The 21,469-nt window shown below is 66.7% G+C and carries 17 protein-coding genes; 12 read left to right on the top strand and 5 right to left on the bottom strand.

What is annotated here, in order from left to right; genetic code table 11:
- The first annotated feature begins 64 nt into the window (after positions 1 to 64).
- Positions 65 to 850, top strand: a complete 786-nt coding sequence (locus ABLE94_RS12245; RefSeq protein WP_348806346.1) for an enoyl-CoA hydratase — start codon at positions 65 to 67, stop codon at positions 848 to 850.
- A gap of 121 nt (positions 851 to 971) precedes the next feature.
- On the top strand, positions 972 to 2,555 hold the full coding sequence (locus tag ABLE94_RS12240; protein WP_425476193.1) for an MFS transporter: 1,584 nt from the start codon (positions 972 to 974) through the stop codon (positions 2,553 to 2,555).
- Between the two features lie 4 nt (positions 2,556 to 2,559).
- On the opposite strand, the gene ABLE94_RS12235 is transcribed toward ABLE94_RS12240, so the two are convergent.
- Entirely contained in the window at positions 2,560 to 4,887 is a 2,328-nt protein-coding gene (locus ABLE94_RS12235) for a thiamine pyrophosphate-binding protein (protein WP_348808862.1), read from the bottom strand.
- Positions 4,888 to 5,017: 130 nt separating this feature from the next.
- On the opposite strand from ABLE94_RS12235, the gene ABLE94_RS12230 reads away from it, so the two are divergent.
- The gene (locus ABLE94_RS12230; RefSeq protein ID WP_348806350.1) at positions 5,018 to 5,500 is read left to right on the top strand and encodes an Lrp/AsnC family transcriptional regulator; all 483 of its coding nucleotides are present in this window, start codon (positions 5,018 to 5,020) and stop codon (positions 5,498 to 5,500) included.
- Here ABLE94_RS12230 and ABLE94_RS12225 read toward each other — a convergent pair.
- Positions 5,475 to 7,595, bottom strand: coding sequence for a neutral/alkaline ceramidase (locus ABLE94_RS12225; RefSeq protein WP_348808861.1), 2,121 nt, complete (start codon positions 7,593 to 7,595; stop codon positions 5,475 to 5,477). The two genes, ABLE94_RS12230 and ABLE94_RS12225, sit on opposite strands and share 26 nt — an antisense overlap.
- Positions 7,592 to 8,230, bottom strand: coding sequence for a TetR/AcrR family transcriptional regulator (locus ABLE94_RS12220; protein ID WP_348808860.1), 639 nt, complete (start codon positions 8,228 to 8,230; stop codon positions 7,592 to 7,594). The genes ABLE94_RS12225 and ABLE94_RS12220 overlap by 4 nt, the downstream gene beginning before the upstream one ends.
- A gap of 393 nt (positions 8,231 to 8,623) precedes the next feature.
- On the opposite strand from ABLE94_RS12220, the gene ABLE94_RS12215 reads away from it, so the two are divergent.
- From ABLE94_RS12215 to ABLE94_RS12195, 5 genes are all read left to right on the top strand, one after another.
- Positions 8,624 to 9,364 carry a (Fe-S)-binding protein gene (locus ABLE94_RS12215; RefSeq protein ID WP_348808859.1) on the top strand — a complete coding sequence of 247 codons (741 nt, stop codon included), beginning with the start codon at positions 8,624 to 8,626 and terminating at the stop codon, positions 9,362 to 9,364.
- Positions 9,361 to 10,905, top strand: coding sequence for a LutB/LldF family L-lactate oxidation iron-sulfur protein (locus ABLE94_RS12210; protein WP_348808858.1), 1,545 nt, complete (start codon positions 9,361 to 9,363; stop codon positions 10,903 to 10,905). The genes ABLE94_RS12215 and ABLE94_RS12210 overlap by 4 nt, the downstream gene beginning before the upstream one ends.
- Positions 10,902 to 11,531, top strand: coding sequence for a LutC/YkgG family protein (locus ABLE94_RS12205; protein WP_348808857.1), 630 nt, complete (start codon positions 10,902 to 10,904; stop codon positions 11,529 to 11,531). Before ABLE94_RS12210 ends, ABLE94_RS12205 begins: the two co-directional genes overlap by 4 nt.
- Positions 11,532 to 11,826: 295 nt before the next feature.
- A complete protein-coding gene (locus ABLE94_RS12200; RefSeq protein WP_348808856.1) occupies positions 11,827 to 13,086 on the top strand; it encodes a hypothetical protein in 1,260 nt (419 codons plus the stop codon).
- 126 nt (positions 13,087 to 13,212) lie between these two features.
- Positions 13,213 to 14,622: a purine-cytosine permease family protein gene (locus ABLE94_RS12195; protein ID WP_348806357.1), complete on the top strand. Its 1,410-nt coding sequence runs from the start codon at positions 13,213 to 13,215 to the stop codon at positions 14,620 to 14,622.
- A gap of 94 nt (positions 14,623 to 14,716) precedes the next feature.
- Here the strand turns inward: ABLE94_RS12195 and ABLE94_RS12190 are convergent, their stop codons facing one another.
- Entirely contained in the window at positions 14,717 to 16,267 is a 1,551-nt protein-coding gene (locus tag ABLE94_RS12190; RefSeq protein WP_348808855.1) for a PucR family transcriptional regulator, read from the bottom strand.
- A gap of 87 nt (positions 16,268 to 16,354) precedes the next feature.
- Between ABLE94_RS12190 and ABLE94_RS12185 the strand changes: the two genes are divergently transcribed.
- From ABLE94_RS12185 to ABLE94_RS12175, 3 genes are all read left to right on the top strand, one after another.
- Entirely contained in the window at positions 16,355 to 16,861 is a 507-nt protein-coding gene (locus ABLE94_RS12185) for a nucleoside deaminase (protein WP_348808854.1), read from the top strand.
- Positions 16,858 to 17,865, top strand: a complete 1,008-nt coding sequence (locus ABLE94_RS12180) for an isopenicillin N synthase family dioxygenase (protein ID WP_348808853.1) — start codon at positions 16,858 to 16,860, stop codon at positions 17,863 to 17,865. The genes ABLE94_RS12185 and ABLE94_RS12180 overlap by 4 nt, the downstream gene beginning before the upstream one ends.
- A gap of 435 nt (positions 17,866 to 18,300) precedes the next feature.
- Positions 18,301 to 18,951 carry a GAP family protein gene (locus tag ABLE94_RS12175; RefSeq protein ID WP_348808852.1) on the top strand — a complete coding sequence of 217 codons (651 nt, stop codon included), beginning with the start codon at positions 18,301 to 18,303 and terminating at the stop codon, positions 18,949 to 18,951.
- A gap of 9 nt (positions 18,952 to 18,960) precedes the next feature.
- Here ABLE94_RS12175 and ABLE94_RS12170 read toward each other — a convergent pair whose 3' ends face one another.
- On the bottom strand, positions 18,961 to 20,649 hold the full coding sequence (locus ABLE94_RS12170) for a SulP family inorganic anion transporter (RefSeq protein WP_348808851.1): 1,689 nt from the start codon (positions 20,647 to 20,649) through the stop codon (positions 18,961 to 18,963).
- Positions 20,650 to 20,813: 164 nt separating this feature from the next.
- On the opposite strand from ABLE94_RS12170, the gene ABLE94_RS12165 reads away from it, so the two are divergent.
- Positions 20,814 to 21,464, top strand: coding sequence for a GAP family protein (locus tag ABLE94_RS12165; protein ID WP_348808850.1), 651 nt, complete (start codon positions 20,814 to 20,816; stop codon positions 21,462 to 21,464).
- The last annotated feature ends 5 nt before the right edge of the window (positions 21,465 to 21,469 follow it).

Raw genomic sequence — 21,469 nt, 5'->3', positions numbered from 1 at the left:
CCGTCCCTGACGCCCCGAGCCACCCGCCCCGAGCCACCCGACCCGATCACCGAGGAACCACCCCATGACGCAGAACCCCGAACCCCAGACCATTCTCATCGAGCGCCGCGACCGCGTCGGCATCATCACCCTGAACCGGCCCAAGGCGCTCAACGCGCTCAACACCGAACTGATGACCGAAGTGGTCGCCGCCGCAACCGCTTTCGACAAGGACCCGGACGTCGGCGCGATCGTGATCACCGGATCGACGAAGGCATTCGCCGCCGGCGCCGACATCAAGGAGATGTCGTCGAAGACCTACGCCGACGTCGTGAGCGAATCCTTCTTCGGCGCGTGGGACGAACTGTCGCGGCTGCGCACCCCGATCATCGCCGCTGTCACCGGATACGCCCTCGGCGGTGGTTGCGAACTGGCGATGTTGTGCGACACCATCATCGCCGGCGAGAACGCGGTCTTCGGGCAACCGGAGATCAACCTCGGTGTCATCCCCGGTATCGGTGGCTCGCAGCGCCTGACCCGCGCCGTCGGCAAGGCCAAGGCGATGGACATGGTGCTGACCGGCCGGCAGATGAAGGTCGACGAGGCCGAACGCCTCGGGCTGGTCAGCCGCGTCGTGCCCACCGAGGAGGCACTCGACACCGCACTCGAGGTCGCCGCGACCATCGCCGCCAAGTCGGCCATCGCCACCGCACTGGCCAAGGATGCGGTCAACCGCGCCTTCGAGTCGAGCCTCACCGAGGGAGTCCGCGCCGAGCGGGCATTGTTCTACTCGACCTTCGCCACCGACGATCAGACCGAGGGAATGGCGGCCTTCGTCGAGAAGCGTGAGCCGAAGTTCACCCACCGATAGAACGCGACGGGCGAGAACCCGACGGCGGTCATACCGCCCGGATGAGTTTGTGCCCGACCTGCGGTGATGCGTCCCCGGGACCGCCGGGGCATCGTAGAGTGGACGAGTGACCTCGACCGATGTGACCGTGAAAGACGAGGGGACGGCCCCCGACCGCGCAGGACTCGTGCTGACGGCGTTGATCCTCGTCGCCGGTGTCGCCAACATCAATCTGGCGGTGGCCAATGTGGCGTTGCCGGACATCGGCAAGGCACTCGACGCCAGTTCCACCCAGCTGAACCTGATCGCGGTGGGCTACTCGCTCGGTCTGGCCGCATCCGTGCTGTACTTCGGTGTCCTCGGCGACCGGTTCGGTCGCAAACGGCTGCTGATCTACGGCATGGTGCTGACCTTGCCGGCATCGTTGATCGCCGGTTTCGCGACCGACCCCAACGTCCTGTTCTGCGCCCGTGTCCTCGGCGGCATCTCCGCCGGCCTGGCCTATCCGACGACGCTGGCGATCATCACCGCGTTGTGGACCGGGGCCCGCCGCACCAAGGCCATCGCCGCCTGGTCGGCGCTCGGTGGGGCGATCTCGGCGACCGGACCGGTCCTGTCCGGTGCGTTGCTGGAGAAGTTCGATTGGCATTCGGTCTTCCTCGTCACCCTGCCGCTGGCGGTGGTGGCCCTCGCCTCGGCGTGGTTCCTGGTGCCCCGTGACGGGGGTGATCAGGCCGTCGCCGTCGACAACCTCGGTGGTGTGCTCTCGATCGTGTTCGTCGGCGCCACCGTGCTGGCCATCAACTTCGCCCCGATGGGCGACATGACGACGGCGGTGTGGACCCTCGCGGCAGTCGCCGCCATCACCGCTCTGGTCTTCGTATGGCGACAACTGCGAATCAAGGTGCCGCTCTACGATTTCCGCATCGCCAAACGCCCGACATTCTGGGTCGCCGCGGTCGGTGGCATCGTCGTCTTCGGCACCCTGATGGGTGCGATGTTCATCGGTCAGCAGTACCTGCAGAACGTCCTCGGCTACTCGACGCTGGCGGCCGGTGCCCTCGCCCTGCCCGCCGCCGCGGCGATGATCGTCGTCGCGCCGCAGTCGGCGAAGCTGGTGGAGTCCATCGGATCCCGATTCACTCTGCTCATCGGTTACGGGTTCATCATCGGCGGATTGCTGATCTCGCTGACCCTGTGGGGTGACACCGCCTCGATGTGGTCGGTGATCGCGGCCTACGTCCTGATCGGGGCCGGTGTGGGTTTCGCGGGTACGCCGGCGTCGCATTCGCTGACCGGTTCGGTGCCGGTGTCGCGGGCCGGCATGGCGTCGAGCACCTCCGACCTGCAACGCGACCTCGGTGGTGCCATCATGCAGTCCATCCTCGGTGCCATCCTCACCGCCGGTTACGCGAAGGCGCTGGCCGAGAGCATCCAGGGATCCCCCAACGCCGACGAGGTCACCGCGCAGACGCAGACCGCCCTCACCAAATCCTTCGCGAGCGCCGCCGATCTGGCACAGCGCTACCCACAGTACGAGACGCAGATCATCTCCGCGGCCCGCGATGCGTTCGTCACCGGTGACACCCGCGCCTACGCGGCGGCCATCGTGATCGTCGGATTTGGCGCGCTGGTGGTGTTCTTGTTCTATCCGAATGCCGCCAAGGAACGCGAGGCGATGCGCCGGTACGCCACCGAACGTGACGCGGTGTCTGAACAGACCTGAGCTCTCAGGCGATCAGGTCCAGTGCGGCCCGCACCATCGCGTCGGTGTCGATGCCGTGCAGCCGATAGACGTCATCGAGGGCCCCGGATTGACCGAACTGGCTGACGCCCAGGGCAATTGAGGTGACACGATTGATCGTCGGGAGGAACGCCAAGGTGTGTGGATGGCCGTCGAGGACGGTCACCATCGGCGTCGTGCGGTCGGCCGGGAAGATCTGATCGAGAATCCACGTCGGTGCGTCACCCTGTCCGCGGCGTGATTGGAGTGCCTCGAAAATCTTTCCCGGACTGGTGATCACGATGACATCACAGGTGATGTTCATCTGCGCCAGGCGGTCCGCGGCGGTCAGCGCGTCGGTGACCAGCGCGCCGACGGCAACGAGGGTGACAACCGGATTCTCGTTGTGTCGCAATGTGTATCCGCCGGCGACCACCTGGCGTCGGCGACGTTCGCGGGCCGACGGGTCGGCCGGCACGTCGGCGAGTGCCTGCTGCACCGGCCGGGTGGACAACCGCAGATACGCCGAGCGCCCGCCCGGGCGGCCCAGGTGTGCCAGGCAATCGAGCAGCGTCCATTCGACGTCGACGGCGAAGGCCGGTTCGTAGCTGACGCATCCAGGTTGTTCCAGACCGATCGACGGTGTCGTGATCGATTGGTGCGCACCACCTTCAGGTGCCAGCGTGACCCCGGCCGGGGTGCCGACGAGGATCGACTGGCCGCCCGCGTAGATGCCGTACGACCATGGTTCCAGGGCCCGTTCGACGAACGGGTCGTACAGCACGCCGATGGGCAGCAGCGGCGCACCCCACCGGCTCCAGGTCGAGCCGAGCTCACCGATCAACCCGACGAGATTGGTTTCGGCGATGCCGAGTTCCATGTGCTGTCCGGTGGGACGTTCTCGCCAATGCATCAGGGTCTCGCGGTCGTCGTCGAACCAGTCGCGACGCTCGGTGGGTGACCACACCCCGACCTTGTTCAGCCAGCCGGCGAGGTTGGTCGACGAACTCACGTCCGGACTGACGGTGATCACCCGCTTCGCCACGTCGGGGGCCTGCCGGGTCAGATCCAACAACGCGCGCCCCAGCGCCGCCTGGGTGGTCGACACCGCCGGCGGCGTGCGGCCGATGTCGGTGGGCACCGTGAACGTCGGGGGCTGCGGGATCGGCTCCCGGCGCAGGCGTGCGGCCCTCGCCGCGCAGAGCCGGCCCGCGGCGGAGTCCGCGGCGAACCGATTCCACGGCTGCGCCGGATTTTCACCCATCCGCGCTCCCAGCTCGTCGAACTGTTCGGCGGTCAGCAGCGACGAATGATTCTGCGGATGTCCTTGGGTGGGTAGGCCATATCCCTTCACGGTGTAGGCGATGACGACGGTGGGGCGGCTGTCGTCGATCGCGTCGAACGCCGCGCGCAACGCCGACAGGTCGTGACCGCCGAGGTTGCGGATCGCCGCGTGGACGGTCGCGTCGTCGAGATCGGCGATCAGCGCGGCGATCTCGGACGCGCGGGGCCCGTCGCCGGGCAACCGGGACCGCAGTTCGCCGACGTCACACCGCAACAGGCGTTGATACTCCGGGTTGGACATCGCGGTGATCCGTGCGCGCAACGCATCCCCGCCCCGACGATCGAAGAGGTCCTCGAGCAGTCGACCCCACCGCACGGTGATCACCTGCCAGCCGGCTGCGGCAAACATCGCCTCCAGACGCGGGACGGCGATGTTGGGGACCACACGATCGAGCGACTGCCGGTTCATGTCGACGATCCATACGATCTCACCGAGTTCGGCCACCGACGAGTCGAGGATCGCCTCCCAGACCGCGCCTTCGTCGAGTTCGGCATCACCGACCAGGGAGTACTGCCGGCCTGTTCCGCCGGTGCCGAAGGCGGTCGTCACATACCGGCGGGCGATGGCACCCCAGATGGGTGCGGTGGCACCGATACCGACCGACCCCGTCGAATAGTCCACGGTGTCTGGATCTTTGGTCCGGCTCGGGTAGCTCTGCAGACCACCGAACTCCCGCAGCCGGGTGAGGTACTCGGCCTCGAGGTCGCCCAGCAGGTAATTGATGGCGTGCAGCACCGGTGCGGCATGCGGTTTCACCGACACCCGATCGCCGGAGCGGAGCTGCTCGAACCACAGTTCGGTCATGATCGACACCATCGAGGCGCACGACGCCTGATGGCCGCCCACTTTGAGCCCCGACGGGTTGGGCCGAATCCGGTTGGCGTGATGGACGATGGCCGTCGAGGTCCACAGCACGCGCGCTGCGATCTCCTCGAGGACGTCGTCGCGCTCGCATGTGACGTCGGTGTCCGGCGCCGAACTGGTGGTCATCGCCTGTTCCTCCCGGTGATGCAGAATGATCCACAGTCTGGCGTCGGCCGCCGCCTTTGTGTCAGAGTTTCGAGGGGGATTGTGCAAAATGCCAACCGGATGACGTCAGCGGTGATGCGAGGTGATCAGAGTGCCCAAGGTATTCCGGTTCGACGGCACCGATCGGGGTATCCTGCGGGCGCTGATCCGGGCGCCGCGTGCGACGACGAGCGCGCTCGCCGAACTGACCGGCCTCTCACGCAACACCGTCCAGGCACGGATGGCGCGATGGGACGAGGCCGAGGCACTGCGGGGATTCGATCGGCGTATCGACCCCGAATCCCTCGGATACCCGATCAGCGCCTACGTCTTCACCGAGGTGACGCAGCGCCAACTCGCGCAGGTGTCCACCGCGCTCGCCCGGATCCCCGAGGTGATCGAAGTGCACGGCCTGACCGGCGACACCGATCTGCTGATCCAGGTGGTGGCACGCGACGCCGACGACCTGTATCGGGTGGCCGGGGTCATCCTCGGCATCGAGGGTGTGCAACGCAGCAGCACCGCGTTGCGGATGCGCACCCTCATCGACTTCCGGGTCGACCAGCTGCTCAGCCCACCTCGAAGGCCGGACTGACTCCCACGAACGATTTCATCTGCCCGGCAGCAGTTTTCGCATCACCGAAGTACCGGATACGGTGACGTCCGCTGGTACCCTGCGGGATTCGCCAGACGATCGTCACGGTCGACGCCGAGTCGTCCCCGGCCGGCCGGGCCCAGTTCAGTTCGCTGTTCCAGTTGTTGTCGTCCTCGGCGGTCACCCAGCGGCCACCGTCGAAGCGCTCGATGACGTAGTACCCGTCGGTGGGGCGGCTGCCGTCGGCGCGGGTGCGATGCACCTTGTTGCGGGGATGGGCCCCGGAGAAGGTCACCGACATCGTCTGTCCCGCCGTATATGTCGACTTCGGTGCGGCGGTGACGGCACCGAAGGTCGTGCCGCGTACCGGGGTGTCGGCGGGCACGCCGCCGAGCAGATCGGGTTGCAGTCCGCTGGTGTCGGCCGGACGCGGACCGGCCCCGAGGGTGCGACCGGCGGCCATCGCGTGGGCGAGTCGGTCGAACTCCTGCATGTAGGCGCACAGGGTGAAGCGGCCGAAGAGTGTCTCCCCGCCCTCGTACTGCTGGGAGAGGTACTCCTCCGGGGTGGTCACATACTGGCTGTAGCCATTCGAATATCCCTGCAGCAGCACATTTTCCAGGGGAACACGCAGGGCGTCGGCGACGATCCGGCGGATGCGCAGGCCGGCCACGATGGTGAACTCGGCCGGCCCGGCGGCCAGCACGAGATCGCCGATGCGGATCAGCTGGATCGGCAGGGTCTCCTGGATCCAGGGTCGCGGCGGCAGATAGCCGAGCGGGAAGAGGTCGAACTTGGGTGCCTGGATCTGCTGCGCCCACTCCGGTGGCGTGACATTCGTGTCGATGCCCAGTGCCCACGCGAACGGCAACACCATGCCCTCGTGCAGGAAGCTCAGCTGACTGCGGGTGTTGTCCTCGGTGCTGGTCGCCGCGGCCCCGGCGCCCATGATCGCGGGCGTGGTCCGGGCCGCACGCCCGTCGGGGGTGTAGTGACCGTCGATGTGCACATCGGCCATGTTGATGAAACGGTAGGCGTAATCGATTCCACCGCGCAGGGTTCGGGCCGAACCGAGGGCGCGCTGCCCGGCCTGGAACTGCCGTTCGCCGATGATCGCGCAGTTGGCCCGCCGATCATCGGTCGGTCCACCCGGATTCATCTTGCGCAGCCACAGATTCGGCGTCATATCACCGGCGTTGGTCTGCGGGAAGGACGCCACCACACCGGGATTACGGCTCTCGGCCAGATAGGAGGCATACCCCTTGTTGTCGGTGGAGATCAGGGTATTGGCATCGGTCAGCGACGTGCCGTGGGTGGCGAACCAGGTGATCTCGCCGATGACGTTGCCGCCCTGCCGAAGTCGCAGTCCGGTCACCTGCGGGTCGATGTGTTCGGGAAAGTGATTCTTGTCCGGTGCCGGGTTGTTCGTGAACGCATCCAGCGACCGGTTGGCGCTGGCATTGTGCAGTTCACTGTGACCGATCTCGAGGGTCCCCGGCGCCAGCGATCGGTGTGCGGCGACGATGGCCTCGACGATCCCGTCGATCTCGGCGCGATACGAATTCTCCCGATGGCCCAGCGCGGCAAGGACATACGCGTAGTCCCAGGCGGTCCCGCCACACGAGTTGTGGTTGTGGGTGGCGTTGAGGTTGACGTTCTCGTCGGTGTAGGTGGAGCCGAACCGCTTGCGCAGTTCCCTCATCACGCCCACGCGGTGGGATTCGAAGATGAGGGCGAGGTCGGCGTTGACGAACACCACCCGCTTGCCGGTCGCCGCGTCGGCGATGATGTAGGCGCGCGCCCATACGCGTTGTAGCAGACCGGTGGCCACCTGCTCGAGGTCGGAGTAGCCCATCATGCCCTGGCCGGCGATGACGCCGGTGATATCCCCCCGCCCGGCGCCGACGAGATACCCGCCACCCGACGGTACGGCGTGTGCGGCACCGGCGCCGGTGACGGAGGTGGCGGTGGTGGCCGCCAGCCCGATGGCACTCGCGCCGACTGCCGCGGCACCGCCGAGGAATCCGCGCCGGGTGACGCCGGGATGGTCCCGGTCGCGGCGGTCCCGCTCGGTGTGCGAGAACTGGTCGGTCATACTGTTTCCCCCTGTGGTGACGCGCCGGTCGCGGAGACCGGGTTGTGCTCGGATACCGCGAGTGCGGCGAAGGTACCGGCCAGCAGGTCGATGTGACGCCGCGCTGCGTCACCGTCGCGGTCGGTCAGCCAGGACAACGTCAGCCCGTCGAGAGCGGACGTCACCATGTGTGCCAGGTCGGTGACGGGCAGCGTCCACCGCATCGACATGGTGTCGGCGATGAAGGACAAGGCCTCGGCGACGGTGGCCCGGTAGGTCTGCCACTGGCGGTGTGCGGCCGGCGGATCGTGCCGCATCGCGTGCGCCGCCACCTCGAGCAGGGCCAGTTCGCGGTCCGGGTTGCTTTGCAGTAGACGCAGGTAGGCGTCCATCGCCGCGGCCAGGACCTCATGGAGGCCGCGATCGGGTGCGGACATCTCGACGCTGAGCAACGCGCCGCGGCGTTCGGTGGTGGTGATCTCCTCGATCACCGCACTGATCAGTGCGTCGCGGGAGGAGAAGATGTAGAACAGCGAGCCCTGCGGCATTCCGGCCTCACCGACGATGGCGCGGGTCGTCGCTGCGGCCAGACCGTCGCGCGCAATCACCCGGATCGCGGCGTCGATCAGCTCGGCGCGACGCTGGTCGAACGTCATCCGACGCATCCGAATCCCCCCGATTCACGTCCCCCCGCGTCTCCGCCGCGGGCCGGTGTCCGTCAGAGTTGACCGAGCGGTCAACTGATCGTTCGATCAACTATGCATCAGCGGCCGCGGTTTGTCCCGGCGAACGGCGAATTCTCCTCGACCACGCCGAATCGTGCGGTGTCTCGTGTGGCGTCGCGTCAGGATCGGCGCCACCCTCCCGATTCCGCAACGGCCACCGGCGGACACCAACGGGCGTACGGTCGTGGGGTCGGACCACGTGTGGTCCGATCACCTCAACCCCGTTCGCCGGCCCACGATACGGAGTCTCATGAACCTGCCCGTCGCCCCACACGGCCATCGGTTGCCCCGCCTGCACCGACCGATCACATCGGTGCCCGCCTCATGAGGGTCGCGCTGCTGGCCACCTGCTTCAACGACACGATGTGGCCGGGCACGCCGCGTGCCACGGTCCTGCTCCTCGAGCGGCTCGGCGTGACCGTCGAGTTCCCCGTCGAGCAGACCTGCTGCGGGCAGATGTTCACCAACACCGGCTACGCCGACGAGGCCATCCCCGGTGTCCGGCAGTTCGCCGATGTCTTCGGGGATTACGACGCGGTGGTGGCGCCGTCGGCGTCGTGCATCGGGTCGGTACGCCACCAGCATCCCGATCTCGCGAAACGCTCGGGCGATCCGACCCTGATCTCGGCGGTCGCGGCCTACACGCCGAAGGTCTACGAACTCAGCGAGTTCCTCGTCGACGTCCTCGGCGTCACCGACGTCGGCGCCTACTTCCCGCACCGGGTCACCTACCACCCGACATGTCATTCGCTGCGGATGCTGCGGGTCGGCGACAAGCCGCTGCAACTGCTCCGCGCGGTCGGGGGTATCGATCTGGTGGAACTACCTGCGGCCGAACAGTGTTGCGGCTTCGGTGGCACGTTCGCGATGAAGAATGCCGACACCTCGGTGGCCATGGGATCGGACAAGTCCGCGCACGTCAAGGAGACTCACGCCGAAGTGCTTGTCGCCGGCGACAATTCGTGTCTCGCCCACATCGGTGGGCTGCTCAACCGGGAACGCGCGGGTATCCGCATGATGCATCTCGCCGAGGTGCTCGCCTCGACCGATCGGCGCCCGGCATGAGTACGACCACACCGCATACCCGCCCGTCGCAGCATCCGCACGTCGGGGTGACCCGCACGTTCGTCGGGATGCCGAAGTTCCCGGCGGCGGCGCGCGCCGAGCTCGCCAACACCACGCAGCGTCGGAATCTGGCCCACGCCACCGGGATCATCCGCGAGAAGCGGGCCGGCGTCGTCGGCGAACTCGACAACTGGGAACAGTTGCGGCTGGCCGCCGAGGCGATCAAGAACCGTGCGCTGCGCAACCTCGACTCCTACCTGGTCGAGTTCGAGGAGAAGGCCACCGCCGCGGGCGCCGTCGTGCACTGGGCGCGTGACGCCGAGGAGGCCAACCGCATCATCGTCGAGCTGGTGCGCGACACCGGTGCCGACGAGGTGGTCAAGGTCAAGTCCATGGCGACCCAGGAGATCGAGCTCAACGAGGCCCTCGCCGCCGCCGGAATCGATGCGTGGGAGACCGATCTCGCCGAACTGATCGTGCAACTGGGCGACGACTGGCCCAGCCACATCCTGGTGCCGGCCATCCATCGCAACCGCAGTGAGGTGCGCGAGATCTTCCTGCGCCGGATGAAGGAGGTCGGGCGGCCGGCCCCGGACGACCTCACCGACGACCCCAGGCGACTGGCGGAGGCGGCGCGTCTGCATCTGCGGGAGAAGTTCCTGCGCGCCAAGGTCGGGATCAGCGGGGCCAACTTCGCGGTCGCCGACACCGGCAGCCTCGTCGTCGTCGAATCAGAGGGCAACGGTCGGATGTGTCTGACCCTGCCGGAGACGCTGATCTCCGTGGTGGGTATCGAGAAGATCCTGCCGACCTGGGCCGATCTCGAGGTCTTCCTGCAGGTGCTCCCGCGCTCGAGTACGGGTGAGCGAGAGAATCCCTATACCTCCATCTGGACCGGTGTCACCCCCGGCGACGGACCGCAGAATGTGCACATCGTGCTGCTCGACAATCACCGCACCGACGTCCTGGCCGATGAGGTGGGACGAGATGCGTTGCGCTGCATCCGATGTTCGGCATGCCTCAACGTCTGCCCGGTGTATGAGCGGGCCGGTGGACACGCCTACGGGTCGGTGTACCCGGGGCCGATCGGGGCGATCCTGACCCCACAACTGCGCGGCACCTCGTCCAAGGTCGACCAGTCGCTGCCGTTCGCGTCGAGCCTGTGCGGTGCCTGCTTCGACGTCTGCCCGGTACGTATCGACATTCCGGACATCCTGGTGCACTTACGCACTCGGGTCGTCGACGAGAAGCGTGGCGGACTGCCGAGCGCCGAGGCCGCCGCGATGAAGGCGATGGCGTGGACCTTCGCCGATCACCGGCGACTCGAAGCGGCCCAGAAGGCGGCGACGACGAGTCACCGGTTCTTCGGCAAGCGCACCTCGATCGGCGCGCTGCCCTGGCCGTTGTCGGGCTGGAGTTCGGCCCGCGACGTACCCGTCCCGCCCGCCGAATCCTTCCGGGACTGGTGGAAAGCGAACTGTGCCAACGGAACTGGTGAGGCCAACGGAACCGGTGACACCGGCGAGGCGGGTCGGGAATGAGTGCGCGCGAGGACATCCTGGGCCGGGTGCGGCGCGCGATCGCCGACGTCGACGAGGAGCAGCGGCGCGACGAGATCGACTGGGGCTACGGCGCGGCGGTGTCCACGGGCGATCTCGATTCCGTCGAACGGTTCGCCGAGCGGGTCGCCGACTATCGGGCCGTCGTCGAGCGGGTACCCGCAGATGCGTTGTCGGCCACCGTGGCTCGTGCGCTGGACGGGGTGGGTGGATCGGTCCTGGCCGATGACGATCTGCGCGAGCGGCTGGCCATCGACATCGCGTGGCGCGACGACGACGAGCTCTCGCCGGCCGAGTTGGATCGGATCGGGGCGGTGGTGACCACCGCCGCCGTCGGTATCGCCAACACCGGCACCATCGTCCTCGATCACGGTGCGGGCCAGGGGCGGAGAGCGGTATCGCTGGTGCCCGACGTGCATGTGTGCATCGTCGATGCGGCCCAGATCGTCACCGACGTACCCGAGGCGGTCGCCCGACTGATTGCCGACGGTGCTGCCGGTCGGCCGCAGACCTGGATCAGCGGGCCGAGTGCGACCAGCGACATCGAGTTGGACCGGGTCGAGGGTGTGCATGGCCCACGGACCCTGCATGTGGTCATCGTGGAGTGACCGGATCACCTCTCGTCGCGAATCCGTAAGGCGGCATCGTTCAGTGCGTCCGACGGGGTGGCGAAGTGCCGGTGTGATCCGAGGACGACCCCGTGAGACGAATGGTTCTGTTAGTCTCATCACACTTATGTGGCTCTCAGGTGGTGAGGATGGTGGTTTCTGGCCTCTGACCTGCGCAGATCTCGGTGATGGTGCGAACGGGTCGTCGGTTGCCGAGTTATCTACTCCTCGGTAAGTTTCGCGCCGTCACGTCGCGACCGTGCGACGGTCGGGGCGAAGCAGGGGCGGGAACCATATGTCGATCACTCGACGCTCGGTCATCGGGCTCATTCTGGCGGTCATCATCGCGGTGGTGGGGGCGCCACTTGCCAGTGGTCCGGCGCACGCCGCCGACCTCGACCGCTATCTCGATCTCCCGCTGACCAATCGGTTCGCCGACAAGTCCGCCGGTGGCGTCAACCCCGCATTACCCACCGACATCGCAGCCCTGAATTCGCTTATCACGCAGGCACGTTCGTCGGGTATCGACCCGAAGCGCTACGCCGCGTTGCTCTTTCAGTGGCGGCTCGTGCAGGCCACGTCGACCGCCGGGATCGACCTGGCCGCATGGGATCCGCAGAAGGGCTTCCACGCCATGCGCGGCAACATGATCAAGTCCTACCGGCTGTACGAGGACCTGCAGATCGCGCACAAGAATCTGCAGTGGTCGGGGATGGCCGGCCTCGTCGGCGCCGACTTCGGCGGTGGCATCGCCGACGTGGTGCTGCTCGGTGACGTCTACGGGATCTCGCAGCTGCAACCGCTGGCCGCCCAGATCGTCGAGGCGACAACCGATGTCGCGGGACCGGGCTTCCTCGGGATCTTCCCGGAGGGGTTGCAGACCCTGGCCTACTCCGCCGACAAGATCACCCCCGCCGACCTCGACTGGTTCGCCAAGCAGATCCTCGTCATGCAGAAGGCGATCTTCACCGACCTGATGCCCCTGCACATGGCGTACGTGCGCAACGGCATCGCCGGCATCGAGGAACTGCACCGCGCCGGACTGATCGACGACTCCGTTCTCGCCGCGTGGAACGACATCGACTCCGGTGACGCATCCCGCGTCGCGCAGGGCAACGCGACGCTGCTCCGTCGGGAACAGTTCAACGTCGTCGGCTGGCAGTTCGACAACGTCCGCAACTACCGCAAGGCCGACGGCGTCGGCGCCGCCCTGACCTACGCGATGACACTCGCCGGATCGCCGTCCATCGCGGGTGTGCCGGCGCTGCGCAACTTCATCCCGTTCACCTACACCACCGAGCTCGCCGACGGACGCACCCTGAGCGTGCAGACGCCCATCGCCAACTGGGACTGGTCGGTGTTCGACCTGCGGTGGAAGTACGTGACCACCGAACTGCTGCCCCGCTACCAGAACATGGTGACCAACCACTGGTCCGACCTGGTCGCGACCATGAAGGTGCCCTACGAGACGCAGTTCGAATCGCATCGGCCGATCTGGAACCTGCACAAGATCCTCGGCGACGCGGCGGCGCACACGGTCGTCACGGTTCGCTGAGCCGATTGCGATCCCGATGGCGATGGCCGACGCCGGCCGGCGATGGGCGAAGTGTCACCTCGTGGGGTCCGCCCAGCTGACACTTCGTCGCTTGCCGGTCGGCGGCGGGCACAGCACAGTGTCGCCATGACTGCTTCACCCACCGACACCGTCGACGACACGGCCGCCCTCGGCTACGGCACCAAGGTCCTCGCGGTCGAGCCCGGCGGCAACGAACCGATCCCGCTCGAGGCCCGCCACGGCAAGCCGCGCGGCCTGTTCTGGACGTGGACCGCCCCGAACCTGGAGTTCGCGACGATCTTCGTCGGTGTCATCTCCGTCGCCTACTTCGGGTTGTCGTTCTGGCAGGCGGTCGCGGCCATCGTGATCGGCAATATGCTCAGTGCCGTCGCCCACTTCCTGCTGTCGGCCGAGGGGCCGCTGCACGGGGTGCCGCAGATGGTGTTGGGCCGCTTGAGTTTCGGTCACAACGGCAACATCCTCCCGGCCACCTTCATGGCCGTCATGTGCGGTGTCGGCTGGTTCGCCACCAACAGTGTCAGCGGCGCCTTCGCCCTGTCGACGCTGTTCGGCCTGACCCCGCTGGTCGGACTCATCGTCATCGTGGTGGCGCAGACCGCGTTCGCGTTCTTCGGCCACAACCTGGTGCAGCGTTTCGAACGTCTCGCCGCCCCGGTGCTCGCGGTGATCTTCCTGATCGGTGCGGTCATCATCTTCAGCAAGTCGCACCTGTCGGCACCGGCGGCCGACGGCGGATTCTCGATCGCGGGTTTCTTCCTGACGATGGGCGCCGCATTCGGCTACACCGCCGGCTGGACGCCGTACGCCGCTGACTACACCCGGTACCTGCCGCCGACGGTGTCCAAGGCCCAGACCGGACTGTTCGCGTCGGCGGGTCTGTTCCTGTCGTGCACCGTTCTCATGGTGGTGGGCGCGGCGTCGATGACCATCGGCGCACCCACCTCGGACAACCCGACCGAGGCCTTCACCTCCCACTTCCCCGGCGCCATCGCGAATCTGACGCTCCTGGCCATCGCGGTCGGTGCCGTTGCGGCCAACGCCATCAACGTCTACTCCGGTGCGATGGCCTTCGTGACGATGGGCTTCAAGCTGCCGATGAACGCGCAGCGTGCCCTGGTGTCGGTGTTCTTCGGCATCGTCGGCTTCCTGGTCGCCTGGTGGGCGCTGGCGGATGCGGCCGCATCGTATGAGGCGTTCCTGCTGCTCGTCGCGTACTGGATCGGACCGTGGCTCGGTGTGGTGTTCGCCGACCGTTTCCTGCGGCGTGACCCGCCACCGTTGGCGCTGCTGTACGACCGCAAGTACACGAACTGGGGAGGCGTCGCCGCCTTCGTCATCGCGCTCGTCGTGTCGGTGCTGCTGTTCTGCAACCAGGAACGCTTCGTCGGCTACGTCGTCCGCGCGGTCCCCGAACTCGGAGACATCGGCGCATTCGTCGGATTCGTGATCGCATTCGTGGGGTATGTGATCCTGGCCCGGTCTCGCGTCGAGGCCTCGCAGCGGCAGTACACCTGACCGCGGCATCCGAGCCCGGGGCCTCCTCGATGACCGGCATGCCGTCGGGGAGGCCCCGTTCCATGGGGTGGGCTCCCGGGTGGGCCCGGCGACCTCAGGGCCGGACGCTGTCGGCCTGAAAGGTGCTGATGGCCAACAACATCGATCCGTAGATCGCCGGAGCGGTCGGATCGAAGCCGAGGAGCCCACGAATGCGATCCAGTCGTTGGTACAAGCTCTGCCTGCCGATGTGCAGTTCCTCCGCGGAGCGGGTGGCGCTGCATCCGTGCCGGAGGTGGACGTCGAGTGTGGTCACCAGTTGCGCCGACGTCGCCGCATCGTGAGTGGTCAGCGGCGCGATGAGACCGAGGAGTTCGTCCCGCAGGGGTGTCGGCAATGACCGGGCCGTCGACTCGACGAGCAGTTCACGACCGGCCACCACTCCGTGGATTCGTCGGAGATCACCTGCCATGTCCAGTCTTTCCGAACACGTGTGCAGTGCGTCGGAGAGCGTCGAGGCCGGTCCGGATCCGGATCCGGTGCCGTGGACGGGATGCCCGTCGCCGACCACCGCCTCGAATCGGACGACCTGGGAGCCGCCCTCGATCAACGCCTCGCGTACCTGCGTGACGGGATCGGTGGTGTCGGCCGATGCGGCGACGAGTGCGTAGGTGGTGGCGTCCACGGTGGCGTGGATCAGACCACTCAGGCGCGATGCCGCGCGCGTGAGAGCCGCGTCGGCCATCCGTGAATCGGGGGAGTGCGCCGCGACGGGCACCAGGACCGTTGTGTCCGACACCGCCAATCCGGAACCATGCAGGCGTGCAAGCAGATCCGCGCGACGCAGCGGATGGCGTCCGACGAGGTCGGTGATCAGTCGGGCGCCCAGCGATGATCTGTTGGCGCCGGATCGGGTGAGGACCGCGGCCAACGGTCCCGCGCCGGTGCGCAACAGCAGGTCGATACTCGCCGCGGACGATGCGGCCGGGGCGGTGCCCGCGTACAGGCGACCGATCTCGCGGCCGCGCACCAGGATCGGCGTCGAGGCGACCGCCGTGTCGACGGCCCGCCAGGCCGCGCGATCCTCGTCGACGCCGTGAGTGGAGATGAGCGCTCCGCCGGAACCCACCAGCACGATCGGGCAGCGCGTTGCAGCGGCAATGTGATCGATCATCGCGGCGGTGGCGCCAGGGGCGGTGAGGTCGTCGTGCAGCAGTGCGTCGAGTTCGCTGCGTAGCCGGAGGTCGGTCACCTCGTCGGACACGATCGCGGTGTTGGCGGTCCGGCAGACCTCGATGAACGGCACCACCCGGCGCAACTCCACAATGGGCAGGTGCGCGGCCGACCCTTCCCGGATCATCTCCTCGGGGATCGCGTCGAAGGTGCGCCCGATCTCGAACGCAAGGCCCGCGACCCCGCGGTCGGCGAGGTCGCGGACGTAGTGCCGACGCGTGCCGGCATCGAGTCCGGCGAGACCCAACCCGGTGGTCAACAGGAGTTCGCCACCCGCCAGCAGCGGCCCGATCTCGAAGATCTCGCTCGAGTGCACCCAGGTGACCGCCGTGTCGAGGCGATCATGTGCGGTCAGAACCCGCGGGTCCGCGCGGTCGAGATGCCGATCGATGACCTGACGCAGGGTCGGTGGTGTGGTGGATGTTGCGGGCATGGGAGGACGATATGCACTCCCACGGAGGTTCGCGACCGGACGAATTGTCGGTTGAGGTCGGTGGCTGTCGGCGGCAGTCTCGAGGTCATGTCCACCTCCGCCCCGACCGTCGCCGCGGGACTCGATCCGGCGACTCTCCTTGACGTGGCCTTTCGGCAAGCGCGAGCCGGCCTGGCGGAGGGGGGTATCCCGATCGGGGCCGCCTTGTTCTCCGCCGACGGCACCCTCCTCGGTGAGGGGCGTAACAGGCGCGTCCAGCATGACGATCCGTCGGTGCACGGAGAGACCGACGCCTTCCGCGCCGCTGGGCGTCAACGCGACTATTCGTCGACGATCATGGTCACCACACTCGCGCCCTGCTGGTACTGCAGCGGATTGATCCGGCAATTCGGCATCGGGACGGTGGTGATCGGCGAGAACAGGACCTTCGCAGGTGGCGAGGCGTGGCTGGCCGACCTCGGCGTGAACGTCGTTCTCGTCGACGACGATCGTTGCGTGTCGATGATGACCGACTTCATCGCCGGGAATCCCCGGCTGTGGAATGAGGACATCGGAGTGGCCGATGACCGGGATGACGACGGAGACGAGCGATGACCGCCACACCTGGTACGTCCTCGTCGACCACGGCTGCCGACAGTCCGATCCTGACGGTGGATCTGTCTCTGTGGCGATCCGGCGGTGCCGCTGCGGAACAAGTGTGTGCCGCCGTCGACGAGTCGTTGCAGAAGGCCGGTTTCCTGTTGGTGACCGGGCACGGTGTCGACCCGGCGCTACCGCGCGAATTGCGCAGCGCTGCACGCGAGTTCTTTGCCCTTTCCGCGGACATCAAACAGCAGTACGCGGTTGGTGTCGGCGGCCGGGGTTGGATCGGTCCTGGGCTTGAGGCGAACGGCTACTCGGAGGGCACCGAGACGCCGCCGGACCTGAAGGAAACTTACAACTCGGGAGCGCAGACCCGGGTCGGGATTCCGGAGGTCGATGACTTCTGGTTCGCCCCGGATGTGTGGCCGAAGGAAGCGCCTCAACTGCGAGAACTGTTCACCGCGTGGACAACTCAGATGAAGTCACTGTCGGATGAGCTGCTGGCCTTGATGGCGTCGGCTCTGGGGTTGGACGGTGAGGAGAATCCGTTCGCGGGGCTGGCTGCCAATGCGACGTGGACGTCGAACATCAATCACTATCCGCCGATGACCGATGTGGGTGAACCCGAACCGGGACAGTTCCGCATCGGGCCCCACACCGACTTCGGTACGGTCACCGTCCTCGATCGCGAGCCGGGTGCCGGTGGTCTGCAGGTGTTCAGCGACGAGAGCGGTTGGGCGGACGCACCTTACAGTCCGGATGCGCTGACCATCAACATCGGTGACCTACTCGAGTACTGGTCGGGCGGCCGATGGCCGGCGGGACGTCACCGTGTGCTGCCACCGCAGGCCGACGCACCCGAGGAGGATCTGGTGTCGCTGATCTTCTTCTACGAACTCGACCACGACGCCGTCGTCACCCCGCTTGGCGAGCCGATCAGCCGCGACTCGGGCCGTCCGCCGGTGGTTGCCGGCGAGTTCATCAAGGAGCGGTTGGACGCCATCACCCTCGGCTGAACCGATCACCCGCCGACGTACCGTGTGCTGCGCGCCATTCCGGCAGGAAAACCGTCGAGCAGGTGACACGTCATCGCGGTGTTCCTGTTTCACTGTGGAGTTGTCGCGGTATCGCGGCGGTCCCGACCGGAGCCGGGGGCGCCGGAATATGATCGCTGTCAACGAAATCCGGAGCACATCAGCGAAATCACAAGCGGCGGAGTCGTGATCCAGACCACTGTCGGTGAGCGGGCGAGCGCTGTCAACGAGGTCCAAGCAACGAGGTCCAAGGCGCCCTCGGCACGCCGTGATCCCGCGGCGCAGGCGCACTCGTGTCGTCTGGTCAGACGATGTTTGTGGCTCGCACCTTCCGTCATCTCGGTTTTTGTGTTTTCGGTGTTGCCGAAAGCCGCCAGATGGTCGACCCTGTCCCGAGAGCGACGGGGAGTGGCGTGTATGGGTGAGGTGATCGGCAGTGTTGCGCCGTTGGCGATGGCGGTTGCTGTGTCGCCGGTGCCGATCATCGGGGTGATCCTCATGCTGCTCGGTCGGCACGCACGCACCACGAGTGTCGGGTATGCGTTCGGCTGGGTTGTGGGCATTGTTGTGGCCATGACGTTGTTCGTCGTCGTCGGAGAGGTCGCCCGTGCCGGCGCCACCGCCATCGCATGGATTCAGGTGGTCCTCGGTGTCGTGCTGTTCCTCGAGGGTGTGCGTCAGTGGCTGCGCCGCAGAAAATCCGAAGGGATTCAGACATGGTTGTCCGCGGTGGACGGCATGCGACCGGCCGCGGGAACTGCCCTGGGATTCGTTCTCGCAGCGATGAATCCCAAGAATCTGTTGCTCTGCATTGCTGCCGGCATACTCGTCGGTGGGGCGCCCTTGTCCATCGCCTCGTCCGCTCTGGTGATCGCCGGCTTCACCGTGATCGCATCCTCGTCCGTGGTGATCCCGGTGGTCGCCTACCGAATCTTCACCGAGTCGATCAGCGGCATTCTCCGTCACGTCGAGAAGTGGCTGGAAAGCAACGCCGCAGCGATACTGGCGACGCTGACCCTGATCATCGGTGTGGTGCTGATCGGCAACGGAATCGCCGAACTGGCCTGAGGCACTGGCTCAGTCGGTGGACTGTGCATCCAGCCAACGTCTGCCTTCGGCGTACGCGAGGTCCAGTGCTCCGAAGACGACGTCGGTGGACATGACGATGTTGTCTTCCCCGATCAGTGCGGTCACACCGGTCCGGTCGAATCGGCGCCGCATCTCGGGGCCGACCCCGGCGATCATGAATCGTCCGTGTCGTTCCCGGATCTCCTTCGCCCGTGCGATGAGCAGTTTGAGAACGGTCGCCGATGGCACGTCGGGGAGGGTGCGCACGCTCAGGATCACCACGCAACGCATCGAATCGTCGTCCATCGCCGGCCACTCGGACGACACCCGTGGTACCTCGGCAAACAGTGACGATCCCGAGTAGTGCAGCACCGTAACCTGCTCGGCAGGTAGGACATCGGGGACCGGGGCGACTTCCCAGCGGGAACCGGACGGGCGGAGCGTCACGAGACTCGCCGCGCGCGCAGCCTGCACACAGAACACGATCAGCGAAAGGACGGCTCCCAGCAGGATGGCATTCTGCAGCGGAATCTGGGTGGTCGCCACCAGGGTGACGAGCAGGGCGGCAGCACTGAGCGGTGCACTCCGGAACACCAGGCGGATGTCATCCCACCGTCCCTCGATCAGCTCGAGTCCGATCACGATGAGCAGCGCGCCGATCACCGCCATCGGGATGACCTGGGCCGCCGATCCCGCGATCAGCACGAGCAGGATCAGCCACACGCCGGCGAACATCCCCGCCCATCGGGTCTGAGCACCCGCTGAGACGGCAACTCCGGTGCGTGACAACGATCCACCGGTCGGCAGCGCCCCGAACAACGAGCCCACCACATTCGCCGTGCCCTGTGCGGAGAAGTCGCCGGAGGCATCGGGCCGTGTGCCATCCGGGTTCGGCACCGCAGCCGAGATCCCGGCCGCCTGGGCCAGAGCGACCAACGCAATCGCGAACGCCCCCAGAAGAAGATGCGGCGCCGCACTCACATCGGGGAGGGTGAACGGTGGCAATTCGTTGGGCACCGAGGCGATGTTGCCGACGGTCTCGACATCGGTACCGATCACGGCGGTGACCACCGTGACAACGAGCAACGCGATCAACGTGGCGAACGGACGTAGCGGCCGAACGAATCGGGAGATCGCCCACACCGCAATCGTTGCCACGGCCACGAGCACCGCCGCCACGGACCACGACGCGATGTGTGCAAGCGCGTCGACGAACTTCATGACGGTGTTGTGGACATCGGGGGTGTAGCCGGTGACGTCCTTGATGGCGCCGGCGACAATCTGAATGGCAATGCCGACGGTGAAACCGGTCATCACCGCGCTCGATACGAAATCCATGATCGCGCCGACCTTCAGCAGGCCGAGGATCAGCATGAACGCCCCGACCAGAAGGGTCAGCATCGCAAGGTTGCCGACGTCGCCGGCATCGAGACCAGCCGACGCCAGCACGCTCTGCGCCGACAAGGCGATGGCGCTTGTCAGGGTCGTCACCATCAGGACGGTCCGGCTGAGCATCGATCCGACGAGCGTCGGCAGCATCCCGGAATACAGGCCGGCCACCGGATTGAAACCACCGATGGCCGCATACGCCATGCCCTCGGGAATCGAGAACAGCGCGGTCACCAAACCGGAGGCGGCGTCCGAGGTGGTCGGGCGCGCGAGACGTGGACGTCGAATGCGGGTCAGCCAGGAGGCCACGCTGTCAGCGTAGGGTGCAGGCACGACGAGCACATCCCATGACAGTCACCCGCTGCGGGTGAATTCCAGGCGCGGTCGAGTCGATGTCTTGCCAGCCTGCTGTTGGCCTGCGAGGGTGACCGAGGACGTGCGGCGATACGCGTCGTTTGAGGTAGGGAGACGAAGTGGGCCCAGTCATCGGAGAACTGCTGCCGCTGGCGGTCGGCGTGGCCATCTCGCCGATTCCGATCATCGGCGCCATCCTGATGCTCCTCGGTAAGCACGCACGCACCACCAGCGTCGGTTTCGCACTCGGGTGGGTCGCCGGAATCGTCATTGCCACAGTGATATTCGTCTTGTTGGGCGGGGGCGCGAGCAGTGGCTCCGATGCCGCCGGGTGGATCAAGCTGGGGCTTGGCATCCTGCTCTTGGCAGAGGGAATCCGCGAATGGCGCGCCCGTTCGGGTGCGCAGTCGACGCCGAAGTGGATGAGCGCCGTGGACGAGATGAAACCGCTGACCGCCCTCGGCCTGGGTTTCGCACTCGCCGCGATCAATCCGAAGAACCTGATCATGTCTGCCGGCGCCGGCGTCACGATCGGTGGTGCCGAGTTGAGCGGCGCGTCGACGTCGATCGCCGTTGTCGTTTTCGTCCTCATCGCCGCGTCGACGGTGTTGATCCCGGTCATCGCCTACCAGGTGGCCGCTGACGCTCTCCGTGGCCCCCTCGACCGTCTCAAGGAATGGCTCGAGGCCAACAACAAGACCATCATGGCCACGCTGATCCTGGTGATCGGTGTCGTGCTGATCGGAAAGGGGATCTCGGCGCTCGGCTGAGATCC

The sequence above is a fragment of the Gordonia sp. VNK1 genome, from assembly GCF_040049135.1.
Classification (GTDB): Bacteria; Actinomycetota; Actinomycetes; order Mycobacteriales; family Mycobacteriaceae; genus Gordonia; species Gordonia oleivorans.
Note: the sequence above shows the minus strand (reverse complement) of the source record. Positions and strands in the feature narration are given on the sequence as shown.